The sequence below is a fragment of the Streptomyces sp. NBC_00569 genome, from assembly GCF_036345255.1.
Classification (GTDB): domain Bacteria; phylum Actinomycetota; class Actinomycetes; order Streptomycetales; family Streptomycetaceae; genus Streptomyces.
In genome coordinates, this window is the sequence record NZ_CP107783.1 from 5,262,322 (window position 1) to 5,275,918 (window position 13,597).

Sequence of the window (13,597 nt, forward strand, 5' to 3'; positions counted from 1 at the left end):
GTCGTTCAGCCCTGCCCCGGGGAGCGGGGCGGGCTGACCGTCGTGCGGGGCGGACGGCGCTGGGAGGAGGTCCGGACGATGAGTTCCGTCGGTATCACCTGCTCGACCGTCTGGTCCGATTCAACCCCTTCGATGGCGTCGATCAGCAGCTGGACGACCGCGGTGCCGATCCGCCGCGGCTTGAGCGAGAGGGTCGTGATGGGCGGTTCCGTGGTGGCGTAGACGGTCGATTCGCTGCAGCAGACGAGCAGCAGGTCCTCGGGGACGCGCAGGCCGTACCGGCGGGCGGCGGCGAGCAGGTCCGTGCCGTTGGGGTCGAAGAGTCCGTACACGGCGTCGGGCCGGTCGGGGCGGGCCAGGAGCCGGTCGGCGGCGACGGCCCCCGCGCACGGATCGTGCGCGGGATAGGACTCGTACACGGGTTCCTGTCCGATCCGCTCGCACCAGTGCAGGTACGCGGAGGTGGACAGATGGGTGTACGTGTCCGTGGTCGTGCCGGTGAGCAGTCCGATGCGGCGGGCCCCCGCGGCGGCGAGGTGGTCGAGGATGCCGAGCACGGCGGCCTCGTGGTCGTTGTCCACCCAGGCGGTGACGGGGAGCGTGCCGGCGGGTCGCCCGTCGGAGACGACGGGCAGGCCCTGGCGGACCAGCTCGGTGACCACCGGGTCGTGGTCGGACGGGTCGATGACGACGGTGCCGTCGAGAGCGACGTTCGACCACACGTCGTGGCGTGAGGTGGCGGGCAGGATGACTAAGGCGTACCCGCGGGCGAGCGCCGCCGAGGTGGCCGCTCTCGCCATTTCCGCGAAGTACGCGAATTCGGTGAAGGTGAAAGGTTCATCCCCGTAGGTCGTGACGGTCAGGCCGATGAGGCCCGACTTTCCGGTACGGAGCGTTCGGGCCGCCGCGGAGGGGCGATAGCCCAACCGGTCGGCGACCTCGCGGACATGGCGTCGGGTGGCGTCCGGGAGCCGGCCCTTACCGTTGAGCGCATCGGAGACAGTCGTGATGGAGACCCCGGCGGCGGCGGCAACGTCTCTGATGCCCGCCCGCACCTGCCGGGTGCCCCGACGGGTGGTCTCCGCCCTGCTCACCTGGTGCTTCCCTGCTGCTGTCATGGCGAGCCGATAGTAGGGCTCATGTGGCGGGGTGGCGTGAGTGCATATGCACGCGTTGACAGGCACGTTTCTGCATGGCCGGGCCGAGTCAATGACCTTGGAAATCAAGGAAGTTGAGGGCACTGACGCTGGGACGTCGCTTGTCGGCACGCATGGGCCTGCCAAGTTGGCGATGTTGCGAGTAGGTCTCAACTCACCTTCACGGAGGATGCGCGCCACGGCGCGAGCTACCGGCGCGCGCTGCGAAAGGGAGCGCTCCCCCTCTTCCGTACGCCTTCGGGAGGTCCCCGGCCGTCGTCAGGGGTGGTGTCGGACGACCACAAGGGATGTCGGGAGTCCCGGGCCATTGGGGTCTGCCGCGAATCCTCTTAAGGTGAGCAGTATTGAAATGGTGGTCGCGAGGAGGACTGCGGTGAGCGAGACGAGCCCCAAGCTGCGTGCCGAGCTGGAGGGTATTCCCACCTACAAGCCGGGCAAGGCTGCCGCGGCAGGGGGGCCGGTGGCGTACAAGCTGTCCTCCAACGAGAACCCCTATCCGCCGCTTCCCGGCGTGATGGAGAGTGCCGTCGCGGCGGCCGGTTCCTTCAACCGTTACCCGGACATGGCCTGCACCGGGCTGATGAACGAGCTGGCGGAACGATTCGCGGTGCCGGTCACGCATCTGGCCACGGGCACCGGCTCGGTCGGGGTCGCACAGCAGCTGCTCCAGGCGACCAGTGGCCCCGGTGACGAGGTCATGTACGCCTGGCGCTCCTTCGAGGCGTACCCGATCATCACGCAGATCAGCGGCGCCAAGGCGGTGGAGGTGCCGCTGACGTCCGGCGAGGTCCACGACCTCGACGCGATGGCCGACGCGATCACCGACCGCACGCGCCTGATCTTCGTGTGCAACCCGAACAACCCGACCGGCACGGTGGTGCGCCGGGCCGAGCTCGAGCGGTTCCTCGACCGGGTCCCGAGCGACGTCCTGGTCGTGCTCGACGAGGCGTACCGCGAGTTCATCCGGGACGCCGAGGTGCCGGACGGCGTCCAGATCTACCGGGACCGTCCCAATGTCGCCGTGCTGCGGACGTTCTCCAAGGCGTACGGGCTCGCGGGCCTGCGGGTCGGCTTCGCCATCGCCCATGAGCCGGTGGCGGCCGCGCTGCGCAAGACGGCGGTGCCGTTCGGTGTGAGCCAGCTCGCGCAGGACGCGGCGGTCGCCTCGCTGCGGGCCGAGGACGAGCTGCTCGGCCGCGTCGGCTCGCTGGTGTGTGAGCGCAACCGTGTGGTCGAGGCGCTGCGGGCGCAGGGCTGGACGGTGCCGGAGTCGCACGCGAACTTCGTGTGGCTGCGGCTGGGGGAGCGCACGGCGGACTTCGCCGCGGCGTGCGAGCAGGCCGGCGTGGTCGTGCGGCCGTTCGCCGGCGAGGGCATGCGGGCCACGATCGCGGAGGCCGAGGCCAACGACGTCTTCCTGAACACGGCGGCGGCGTTCCGCAAGGAGCTGTAGACCCGGCGGCTGCGGCCGCTCTGTGGCGTGGTGGGGGTTCCCCGAAGTAAGGGGGGACCCCCCTTCTGCTGTCCGGAGCCGGTAGTACATAATGCTTGTGAATGTGAACGCTTTCACAAGCGTGCCCGGTTGATCCGGAGAGCAGTGGGATTAAAGGGGCAAATTGCCGCTGGACCACGGCGACTTAAGGAGATGACGCAGTGGACCCGACGTTGATGGCTCTGGCGCCGGAAACTCTGGCGCGATGGCAGTTCGGCATCACGACCGTCTATCACTTCCTCTTCGTCCCCCTGACCATCTCGCTCGCCGCCCTGACGGCGATCCTCGAGACGGCCTGGGTGCGGACGGGCAAGGAGCACTACCTCCGGGCGACCAAGTTCTGGGGAAAGCTCTTCCTGATCAACATCGCCATGGGTGTCGTGACCGGCATCGTGCAGGAGTTCCAGTTCGGCATGAACTGGTCGGACTACTCGCGCTTCGTCGGCGACATCTTCGGCGCTCCGCTCGCCTTCGAGGCGCTGATCGCCTTCTTCTTCGAGTCGACCTTCATCGGTCTGTGGATCTTCGGCTGGGACAAGCTCCCGAAGAAGCTGCACTGCGCCACGATCTGGCTGGTGTCCATCGGCACGATCCTGTCGGCGTACTTCATCATGGCCGCCAACTCGTTCATGCAGCATCCGGTCGGCTACCGGATCGTGGAGCGGGACGGCACCAAGCGCGCCGAGCTGACCGACTTCGCCGCCGTGCTCTTCCAGGAGACGGTGCTCGTCAACTTCTGGCATGTGATCAGCGCGTCCATCCTGGTCGGCGGCGCGTTCATGACCGGCATAGCGATCTTCCACCTGCGCAAGAAGCAGCACATCCGCACCATGCGGATGTCGCTGCGCCTCGGCCTGGTGACGGCCATGGTCGGCACGCTCCTCACCGTCGTCAGCGCGGACACGCTCGGCAAGGTGATGTACGAGCAGCAGCCGATGAAGATGTCGGCCGCGGAAGCGCTGTGGGACACGGAGAAGCCGGCGCCGTTCTCGATCTTCGCGTACGGCGATGTCTCCAAGGGCCACAACACGGTCGCCATCGAGGTCCCCGGCGTGCTGTCCTTCCTCGCCAAGAACGACTTCAACGCCGAGATCCCCGGGATCAACGACATCAACAAGGCGGAGCAGGAGAAGTTCGGGCCCGGTGACTACCGCCCCAACATCCCCACCGCCTACTGGTCGTACCGCTGGATGATCGGCTTCGGCGGGGTCTCGATGGCCCTGTGCACGGCGGGACTGTGGCTGACCCGCCGCAGGTTCTGGCTGGCGCCGGAGCACCGCACCGGCGAGGACGAGACGCCGAAGCTGATGCTCACCAAGAACAAGGAGCTGACGCCGAAGCTGGGCATCTGGTGGTGGCGCCTGTCCCAGTGGACGCTGATCTTCCCGATCATCGGTATCTCCTGGGGCTGGATCTTCACCGAGACCGGGCGCCAGCCGTGGGTGGTCTACGGCGTGCTCAGGACCAGGGACGCGGTCTCCCCCGGCGTCTCGCAAGGCGAGGTGCTCACCTCTCTGATCGTGTTCGCGCTGGTCTACGCCGCGCTCGCCGTCATCGAGGTGAAGCTGATGGTCAAGTACATCAAGCAGGGGCCGCCCGAGCTCACCGAGGCCGACCTCAACCCGCCCACCAAGATCGGCGGCCCCGGATCCGGAGCGGATTCCGGCGACGCTTCCGATGCCGACCGGCCCATGGCCTTCTCGTACTGAGACTGAGGAGCTGCTGAGGCATGGAACTTCACGACGTCTGGTTCGTACTCATAGCGGTCCTGTGGATCGGCTACTTCTTCCTGGAGGGATTCGACTTCGGGATCGGGGTCCTGACCAAGGTGCTCGCCCGCGGACGCACCGAGCGGCGCGTCCTGATCAACACCATCGGACCCGTCTGGGACGGCAACGAGGTGTGGCTGCTCACGGCCGGCGGTGCCACCTTCGCGGCCTTCCCCGACTGGTACGCGACGCTCTTCTCGGGCTTCTACCTGCCGCTGCTGATGATCCTGGTCTGCCTGATCGTGCGGGGTGTCGCCTTCGAGTACCGGGCGAAGCGGCCCGAGGAGAAGTGGCAGACCAACTGGGAGCACGCGATCTTCTGGACCTCGCTGATCCCGGCGGTGCTGTGGGGCGTGGCCTTCGGGAACATCGTGCGCGGCGTGAAGATCGACGCGCACAAGGAGTTCGTGGGCAGTTTCTGGGACCTGCTCAACCCGTACGCGATCCTCGGCGGTCTGGTGACGCTGACGCTGTTCACCTTCCACGGCGCGGTGTTCGCCTCGCTCAAGACGGTGGGCGACATCCGGGTGCGGGCGCGGAAGATGGCGCTGGGGCTCGGTCTGGTGGCCGCGGCCTTCGCGCTCGCCTTTCTGATCTGGACCCAGGCCGACAAGGGTGACGGCTCGTCGCTGATCGCGATGATCGTCACGGTGGCCGCCCTCGTCGGCGCTATCGTCGCCATCAAGGCGGGCCGCGAGGGCTGGTCGTTCGCGCTCTCCGGCATCACGATCGCGGCAGCCGTCGCGATGCTCTTCCTGACGCTGTTCCCGAACGTCATGCCGTCTTCGCTCGACCCGGACTGGAGCCTCACGGTCACCAACGCCTCGTCGAGCCCCTACACCCTGAAGATCATGACCTGGTGCGCGGCGGTGGCGACGCCCATCGTGCTGCTCTACCAGTCGTGGACGTACTGGGTGTTCCGCAAGCGGATCGGCACGCAGCACATCGCCGACGCCGCACACTGAGCCCCTGATGACGAGGGTGTGTTTCACGTGAAACCGATCGACCAGCGTCTGCTCCGGTACACCAGGGCCACTCGCCTCTTCCTGATCGCGGTGGTGGTCCTCGGCGTGGCCGGGGCGGGCCTGGTCATCGCTCAGGCGATGCTCATCGCCGAAGTGGTGGTGGGGGCCTTCGAGCGCGGCCTTGATGTCTCCGCCCTGCGCACACCGCTCTTGCTGCTTGCGCTGGTGGCGGCCGGGCGCGGTCTGGTCTCCTGGCTGACCGAGCTGGCCGCTCACCGGGCCAGCGCGGCGGTCAAGTCGGAGCTGCGCGGGCGGCTCCTGGAGCGCGCCTCCCGGCTGGGCCCGGGGTGGCTCAGTGGGCAGCGGACCGGATCCCTGGTGGCGCTCGCGACGCGGGGTGTGGACGCGCTCGACGACTACTTCTCGCGCTATCTGCCGCAGTTGGGCCTCGCGGTGGTGGTGCCCGTGGCGGTGCTCGCGCGCATCGTCACCGAGGACTGGGTGTCCGCGGCGATCATCGTCTGCACCCTGCCGCTGATCCCCGTATTCATGATCCTCATCGGCTGGGCCACCCAGTCCCACATGGACCGTCAGTGGCGGCTCCTGTCCCGGCTCTCGGGGCATTTCCTGGACGTGGTGGCCGGCCTTCCGACGCTGAAGGTGTTCGGCCGGGCCAAGGCGCAGGCCGATTCGATCCGCCGGATCACCGGCGAGTACCGGCAGGCGACGATGCGGACCCTGCGCATCGCCTTCCTGTCGTCGTTCGCCCTCGAACTCCTCTCGACGCTGTCGGTCGCCCTGGTGGCCGTGACCATCGGCATGCGGCTCGTGCACGGCGACATGGACCTCTACGTGGGACTGGTCATCCTCGTCCTCGCGCCCGAGGCCTATGTGCCGCTGCGTCAGGTCGGCGCGCAGTACCACGCGGCGGCGGAGGGGCTCGCCGCCGCGGAGGAGATCTTCGCCGTCCTGGAGACCCCGGTGCCGCCGTCGGGCGCCGGGCCGGTGCCCGCGGCCACTGGTATCGCCTTCGACGGAGTGACCGTCCGCTATCCCGGCCGGTCCGCGGACGCCGTCTCGGAGGCCGACTTCGAGGTCGCACCCGGGGAGACGGTGGCACTCGTCGGCCCGAGCGGCGTGGGCAAGTCGACGCTGCTGAGCGCGGCGCTCGGATTCGTCCGTCCCCAGGCAGGACGCGTTCTCGTGGGGGGCGCCGATCTGTCCGGTCTCGACCGGGAGGCGTGGCACGCGCACGTGGCCTGGGTGCCTCAGCGGCCGCAGCTGTACGCCGGGTCGATCGCGGACAACGTGCGGCTCGCGCGGCCCGGCGCGTCGCCGACGGAGGTCGAGGAGGCATTGCGCGAGGCGGGGGCCGAGGACTTCGTCCGTGCGCTGCCCGACGGCGCGGACACCCTGCTCGGCGAGGACGGGGCCGGGCTCTCGGCCGGGCAGCGGCAACGGCTCGCCCTGGCGCGGGCGTTCCTCGCCGACCGGCCCGTGGTGCTGCTGGACGAGCCGACGGCCGCGCTCGACGGCGAGACCGAGGCGGGGATCGTCGAGGCGGTCCGCAGGCTCGCCGCCGGCCGGACCGTCCTGCTGGTGGTGCACCGTCCGGCGCTGCTGGCCGTCGCCGATCGGGTGGTGCGTCTCGACGCACCGCGTTCCCCTGTGGCGGCGGGGGAGCCCGCGGTACGTCAGGAGGTGCCGCCGGCCCGGGCGGCCGAACTGCCCGTCTCCGTAGAGGACGGTCACGAATCGGCCCTCTCCGGAGGGAGCCGGGGCAGTGTGCTCTCGCGGGTGCGAGGTGCCACCCGGGCGCGGCGGGGGCGGCTTGCTCTCGCGCTGCTGCTCGGCGCGCTCGCCCTCGGTAGCGCCGTCGGGCTCATGGCGACCTCCGGGTGGCTCATCTCGCGAGCCTCGCAGCAGCCGCCCGTGATGTACCTGATGGTCGCCGTCACGGCGACCCGTGCCTTCGGGATCGGGCGTGCCTGCTTCCGGTACGGCGAGCGGGTCGTGTCGCACGACGCCGTGCTGCGGATGCTCGCGGACACCCGGGTCGCCGTCTACCGGCGGCTGGAGCGGCTCGCCCCGGCGGGCCTGCGCGCGACGCGCCGAGGCGATCTCCTCTCCCGGCTCGTCTCCGATGTGGACGCCCTCCAGGACTACTGGCTGCGCTGGCTGCTGCCCGCGTCGGCCGCCGCGGTGGTCGGTGCCGCCTCCGTCGCGTTCACCGCCTGGATGCTGCCCGCCGCCGGTGCCGTGCTCGCCGTAGGCCTGCTGCTCGCGGGAATCGGCGTGCCCCTGCTCTCCGGAGCCGTCGCCCACCGCGCCGAGCGCCGCCTGGCCCCCGCGCGCGGGACACTCGCCACCCGCGTGGCCGAACTCCTCACCGGCACCGCCGAACTGACCGTCGCGGGAGCGCTGCCCGCGCGCACCGCGCAGGCGAAGGCCGCCGATTCCGTGCTGACGCGGATCGCGTCCCGCGCCGCCACCGCCACCGCGCTGGGCGACGGTCTCACCGCGCTGATCACCGGCCTCACCGTGGCCGGTGCCGCGCTCGCCGGGGTGCAGGGAGTGCGCGAGGGCCGCCTCGACGGGGTCCAGCTCGCGGTCGTCGTCCTCACGCCGCTGGCCGCGTTCGAGGCCGTCATGGGACTTCCGCTCGCCGTGCAGTACCGCCAGCGGGTCAGGAAGAGCGCCGAACGTGTCCACGAGGTCCTGGACGCGCCGGACCCCGTACGGGAGCCGGAATCGCCCGCGCAGGCGCCGCGGGACCCCTTCCCTCTGCTGGTGCGCGGTCTCGCCGCGCGCCACGACGGGCAGGGCCGGGACGCGCTCCACGGGGTCGATCTCACGCTGGAGCGGGGCCGCAGGGTCGCCGTCGTCGGCCCGTCGGGATCCGGAAAGACGACGCTCGCTCAGGTCCTGCTGCGGTTCCTGGACGCGGGCGAGGGCGCGTACACCCTGGCCGGGCAGGACGCGTACGGGTTCGAAGGGGATGCGGTGCGGCGGCTCGTCGGGCTGTGCGCGCAGGACGCGCACCTCTTCGACAGCTCGGTGCGAGAGAACCTGCTCCTTGCCAAGAAGGACGCCACCGACGACGAACTGCGCGAAGTCCTGGCCGCCGCACGCCTCCTGGAGTGGGCCGATTCGCTGCCCGACGGGCTCGGCACCCTGGTCGGCGAACACGGCGCGCGCCTGTCCGGAGGCCAACGGCAGCGGCTCGCCCTGGCCCGCGCCCTGCTCGCCGACTTCCCCGTCCTCGTCCTCGACGAGCCCGCCGAGCATCTCGACCTGCCGACGGCGGACGCGCTCACGGCGGACCTCCTGTCCGCGACCGAGGGCCGCACGACGCTGCTGATCACGCACCGGCTGGCCGGACTCGACGCCGTGGACGAGGTGATCGTCCTCGACGAGGGACAGGTCGTGCAGCGCGGCAGGTACGAGGATCTGCTGGCGGTCGACGGGCCGCTGCGCGCGCTGCGGGAACGCGAGCGGGAGGCGGAGCTGTTGGTGGCCGGGTAGCTACGTGTGCCGGTGGACACGCGTACAGGGTGGCCACGCGCCCCGGACGGCCTCGCGCACCGGGTTGCCGTGTGTACCGGCCGGCCACGCGTGCCAGGTGGCGGGGCAGCGGTCGGTCCCTAACACCGACTTTCCTCTCTAAATGGGACTAACTACTCTCAAGGCATGTCAGTTGCACCGGTGCCCGGCGCCACCCCACCGTCCGACGGCGAGCGAAACTCCTCCGACGCGCTGGAGGCGGCGACGCAGGCGACGCGCGGCCTCCAGGGACTGTCCGCCGAGCTGACCGCGCGGGTACCGCAGTTGCTCGAAGCGATGCGCTCCGTGGGAACCGGTCTGGAACTGCACTCCACCCTCGACCGCATCTGCGAGACGGCCGCCGACCTCGCCGACCCCCGCTACGCGGCGATCGGCGTCGTCTCCGAGGACGGCGAGGCGCTCTCGGACTTCGTCTTCCACGGAGTCGACGTGGAGACGGCGGAGCTCATCGGACGGCTCCCCGACGGCCATCGCGGGCTCCTCGGAGCACTCATCCACGACCCGGGCCCGGTACGCCTCGCGAACCTGGCCGACGACCCCCGCTCCTGCGGCTTTCCGGCCCACCACCCGCCGATGCGGACCTTTCTGGGCGTCCCCATCCGCGTACAGGGGGAGATCTTCGGCAACCTCTATCTGACGGAGAAGCACGGCGGGGTCGAGTTCAACGACTACGACCTGAACATGGTCCGCGTCCTCGCCACGGAGGCCGGCATCGCCATCGGCAACGCGCGCCTGTACGAGGCCGCCAGGCAGCGCGAGCGGTGGATCGACGGGTCCGTGGCCGTCACGACCGCCCTGCTGTCCGGCAGTGACGCCGAGGAAGCCCTCCAGGTCGTCGCCGAACAGGCCAGGCACCTGTCGGGCTCGGCGGCCGGCATCGTCCTCCTGCCGGCCGAGGAGGGCGGCATGGAGATCGTCGCCGTCTCGTCGGACCATCCGTCGCAGGCCCTCGGCGTGATCATCCCGGCGGAGAGCGAGATCGTCGCCGAACTCCTGGGCGGCGCCACGGTGTTCGTCGACGACGCGTCCACCGACCCGCGCATTTTGACCGATCTCGCGCGCGACTACGGTCCCGCGATGATGCTGCCCCTCCAGAGCGACGGCCGCGTCCTCGGCACCCTCGTGACGCCACGCGCGCGTGGCGCCCGGCCCTTCACCGACGCGGAGCGCACCCTCGCCACCCAGTTCGCCTCCCAGGCAGCGCTCGCGCTGATGATGGCGGAGGCGCAGCGCGACCGCGAGCGGCTCGCGGTGTACGAGGACCGCGACCGGATCGCCCGCGATCTCCACGACCTCGTCATCCAGCGCCTGTTCGCCACGGGGATGATGCTGGAGAGCGCCCAGCGCAGGTCCGTCGTGCCCGAGGTGCAGGTCGGGGTCGGCAAGGCCATCGACGAACTGGACGTCACCATCCAGGAGATCCGCACGGCCATCTTCGCGCTCCAGCAGGGGCCCGCCGAGGCGCCCTCGGGCCTGCGCACACGCGTCCTGCGCGAGATCAACATGTCGGCCGTGCCGCTCGGCTTCAAGCCCACGCACCACTTCGCCGGCGCCGTCGACACGGTGGTCGGCGAACTCACCGGCAAGAACCTGATCGCGGCCCTGCGAGAGGCCCTGTCCAACGCGTTCCGGCACGCGGAGGCCGCCCGTATCGACGTGGTCGTCGACGCGAACGTCACGCTCCCCGACGGGCAGCGCGGCGTCCGGCTCACGGTGTCCGACGACGGCGTCGGCATCCCGGAGGGCGGCCGGCGCAGCGGCCTCAAGAACCTCAAGCGACGGGCGGAGTCCCTGGGCGGCGACAGTTGGTACGGGCCGGGCATCGGCGAGGACGGGGGCGGCACGACGGTGGTCTGGCAGGCGCCTCACTGAGGGCGCGACCAGGTACCGAGCCGGGCCCTGTTGGGGGCCCTGCCAGGTGCGGGGACCAGGTGTGGGGCGGGGCCATATGCGCGGCGGCATGTGTGCGGGTCGGACCCATACGGGTCGGACCCATACGGGTCGGATCCACGCGCGGGTCGGACCCACATGTGGAGGACCGTTTCTGCCAGTGCTTCTAGGAGTCGACCGGTGCACTGTCCCCGGAGGGCTGACGTGCCGCCAGGATCTGTTCGATGATCGCGGCCACGCCGTCCTCGTTGTTCGGCACCGTGTGGCCCGACGCGGCGGCGAGCACGTCAGGGTGCGCGTTGCCCATCGCGAACGAGGCGCCGGCCCAGCGGAGCATCTCCATGTCGTTGGGCATGTCCCCGAAGGCGACGACCTCGGCCGCCGTGATGCCGCGCTCGGCGCAGCACAGCGCGAGGGTGCTGGCCTTGGAGACGCCGGGGCCGCTGATCTCCAGGAGCGCGCTGGGGCTGGAACGGGTGATCGCCGCGCGGTCGCCGACGGCCGCCCGGGCGAGGACGAGGAACTCGTCGGGGGCGAGGTCGCCGTGGTACGCGAGCAGCTTGAGCACGGGCTGGTCGGCGCAGGGCGAGTCGACGGCGAGGAGCTTCTCGGCGGCCGCGACGCTCTCCCCCGCCTCCAGGTGCAGCGGCGGGTACGTCGGTTCGTGGTGGAGGCCACCGGTCCGCTCGACGGCGAAGGCTGTGCCGGGCGCGGCGGCGCGCAGGATGCGTACGACGTCGAGGGCGATGTCGGGGGCGAGGTCCCTGACCTTCACGAACCGGTGGCGGCCGGGACCGCCGTGCAGGTCCACCACGGCCGCGCCGTTCCCGCAGATCGCCAGGCCGTGGCCGTGGACGTGGTCGCTGACGACGTCCATCCAGCGGGCCGGTCTGCCGGTCACGAAGAAGACCTCGATGCCCGCCCGCTCGGCGGCGGCGAGCGCGGCGACCGTCCGCGGCGAGACGGACTTGTCGTCGCGCAGCAGCGTGCCGTCCAGATCCGTGGCGACGAGCCGGGGCGCGGGGGCGTTGGCGGCCGGGGTCCAGGGCCGAGGAGTCGGTGAGGTCACCGCACTATTGTCCCGCATATGCGCGCACGGGCGTGCGGTGGGGCGCGCAGATGAGTACGGTCCTCGCGCAGGCGCCCCACCGGTTCCGCCGGTTTGCCGGGGGCCTCAGCCGAGCTGGGCGAGGGCCTCCGTGGCGATGCTTTCGAAGACCTTCTGATCGGCGGCGAACTCCGAGTCGGGGATGGGCCAGTGGATCACGATCTCGGTGATGCCCAGGGCCGCGTGCTTGCCGGCGAAGTCGACGAAGGCGTCCACGGACTCCAGGGGACGGCTGCGGTCCGGGGTGAACCCGGTGAGGAGGACCTTGTCGAGTTCGGCGGCGTCCCGACCGATCTCGGCGCAGGCGTCGGCGAGCTTGGCGGCCTGTCCGCGAATGGCTTGAATCGACTCCTCGGGCGTGCCCGTCTCGAACAGCTTCGGGTCGCCCGTCGTCACCCACGCCTGCCCGTGCCGGGCGGCCAGCTTCAGCCCGCGCGGTCCCGTCGCGGCCACAGCGAAGGGCAGCCGGGGCCGCTGCACGCAGCCCGGGATGTTCCGCGCCTCCTGGGCCGAGTAGAACTCACCGTCGTACGTCACCGAGTCCTCGCTCAGCAACCGGTCGAGCAGCGGGACGAACTCGGCGAAGTGGTCGGCCCGTTCGCGCGGGGTCCACGGTTCCTCGCCTGCCCTCAGGAGCGTCGTCGCGTCGAAGCCGTTGCCGCCCGCGCCGATGCCGAGGGTGATCCGGCCGCCGGAGATGTCGTCGAGGGAGATCAGTTCCTTGGCCAGCGTGACCGGGTGCCGGAAGTTCGGCGAGGTGACGAGTGTGCCGAGGCGCATCCGCTCCGTGACGGACGCGGCGGCGGTCAGGGTCGGCACGGCGCCGAACCACGGGCCGTCGCGGAAGGTCCGCCAGGCCAGGTGGTCGTAGGTGTACGCGGTGTGGAAGCCCAGCTCCTCGGCGCGCTGCCACGCGGCTCGGCTGCCCTCGTGCCAGCGGCGGTAGGGCAGGATCACGGTGCTCAGGCGCAGGGCGGGCGTGGGCTGACGGGGCTGATCGCTCATGCCCCAGAGCCTAAGCGGCGCGCGCCGGGTGTGGGCCGGGGTGAGGGCGCCGTGGGGGACCGCGTCCCGCGGGTTCGGTCGGTCTCAGCCGGGAAACCGCAGGTAGCGGGGTGGAACGGCCTCCGTGAGCCAGACGCCGTTGGCGCTGACGCGGAACGTGTGGCCGTCCCGGTGCATCGCTCCCGCGTCGACCGACAGCACGACGGGGCGGCCGCGACGGGCGCCGACACGGGTGGCGGTCTCGCGGTCGGGCGAGAGATGGACGTCGTGCCGGCTCATGGGTCGCAGCCCCTCGGCGCGGATCGGGCCCAGAGCCGCGGCGACGGTGCCGTGGTAGAGGTACGCGGGCGGGGTGGCCGGCGGCAGCCCGAGGTCGACGTCCACGGTGTGGCCCTGGCTGGCGCGGATCCGGGAGCCCTCGATCGCGAAGCGCCGCTTGTCGTTGGCGGCGACGACATGGTCGAGCTCGTCCCGTGTGATGCGGAATCCGTGGGCTGCTGCCGCGGCGAGCAGCGTCCCGATCTCGACCCAGCCGCCCTCGTCGAGGGTCAGTCCGATCCGCTGCGGCTGGTGCCGCAGATGCTTCGAGAGGTACTTCGACACCTTGACGGTGCGTCTTTCATCCATCCCGTCAGAGTGGCGGGCGT

Annotated in this window: 9 protein-coding genes; 5 read left to right on the forward strand and 4 right to left on the reverse strand. The window is 70.8% G+C overall.

Features of this window, described 5'->3' with window-relative positions; genetic code table 11:
- Positions 1-5 precede the first annotated feature (5 nt).
- Positions 6-1,118: a LacI family DNA-binding transcriptional regulator gene (locus tag OHO83_RS23685; RefSeq protein WP_266672278.1), complete on the reverse strand. Its 1,113-nt coding sequence runs from the start codon at positions 1,116-1,118 to the stop codon at positions 6-8.
- Positions 1,119-1,530: 412 nt separating this feature from the next.
- Between OHO83_RS23685 and hisC the strand changes: the two genes are divergently transcribed.
- The 5 genes from hisC to OHO83_RS23710 all read left to right on the forward strand — a co-directional run bounded on the left by hisC (position 1,531) and on the right by OHO83_RS23710 (position 10,819).
- Positions 1,531-2,610 (forward strand): histidinol-phosphate transaminase, encoded by a 1,080-nt coding sequence (hisC, locus tag OHO83_RS23690; protein WP_266672276.1) that lies wholly within the window; start codon positions 1,531-1,533, stop codon positions 2,608-2,610.
- A 215-nt stretch (positions 2,611-2,825) separates the two neighbouring features.
- Positions 2,826-4,358, forward strand: coding sequence for a cytochrome ubiquinol oxidase subunit I (locus OHO83_RS23695; protein ID WP_266676477.1), 1,533 nt, complete (start codon positions 2,826-2,828; stop codon positions 4,356-4,358).
- Positions 4,359-4,378: 20 nt separating this feature from the next.
- Positions 4,379-5,383 carry a cytochrome d ubiquinol oxidase subunit II gene (gene cydB / locus OHO83_RS23700; protein WP_266672274.1) on the forward strand — a complete coding sequence of 335 codons (1,005 nt, stop codon included), beginning with the start codon at positions 4,379-4,381 and terminating at the stop codon, positions 5,381-5,383.
- A gap of 27 nt (positions 5,384-5,410) precedes the next feature.
- Positions 5,411-8,908: a thiol reductant ABC exporter subunit CydD gene (cydD, locus tag OHO83_RS23705; RefSeq protein WP_266672272.1), complete on the forward strand. Its 3,498-nt coding sequence runs from the start codon at positions 5,411-5,413 to the stop codon at positions 8,906-8,908.
- A gap of 165 nt (positions 8,909-9,073) precedes the next feature.
- Positions 9,074-10,819, forward strand: coding sequence for a GAF domain-containing sensor histidine kinase (locus OHO83_RS23710; protein ID WP_266672270.1), 1,746 nt, complete (start codon positions 9,074-9,076; stop codon positions 10,817-10,819).
- 184 nt (positions 10,820-11,003) lie between these two features.
- Here the strand turns inward: OHO83_RS23710 and OHO83_RS23715 are convergent, their stop codons facing one another.
- The 3 genes from OHO83_RS23715 to OHO83_RS23725 all read right to left on the reverse strand — a co-directional run bounded on the left by OHO83_RS23715 (position 11,004) and on the right by OHO83_RS23725 (position 13,577).
- Entirely contained in the window at positions 11,004-11,924 is a 921-nt protein-coding gene (locus tag OHO83_RS23715; RefSeq protein WP_266672268.1) for an HAD hydrolase family protein, read from the reverse strand.
- Positions 11,925-12,011: 87 nt separating this feature from the next.
- Entirely contained in the window at positions 12,012-12,950 is a 939-nt protein-coding gene (locus OHO83_RS23720; RefSeq protein ID WP_227295960.1) for an LLM class flavin-dependent oxidoreductase, read from the reverse strand.
- 84 nt (positions 12,951-13,034) lie between these two features.
- Positions 13,035-13,577 (reverse strand): RNA 2'-phosphotransferase, encoded by a 543-nt coding sequence (locus OHO83_RS23725; protein WP_266672265.1) that lies wholly within the window; start codon positions 13,575-13,577, stop codon positions 13,035-13,037.
- Positions 13,578-13,597: the final 20 nt, after the last annotated feature.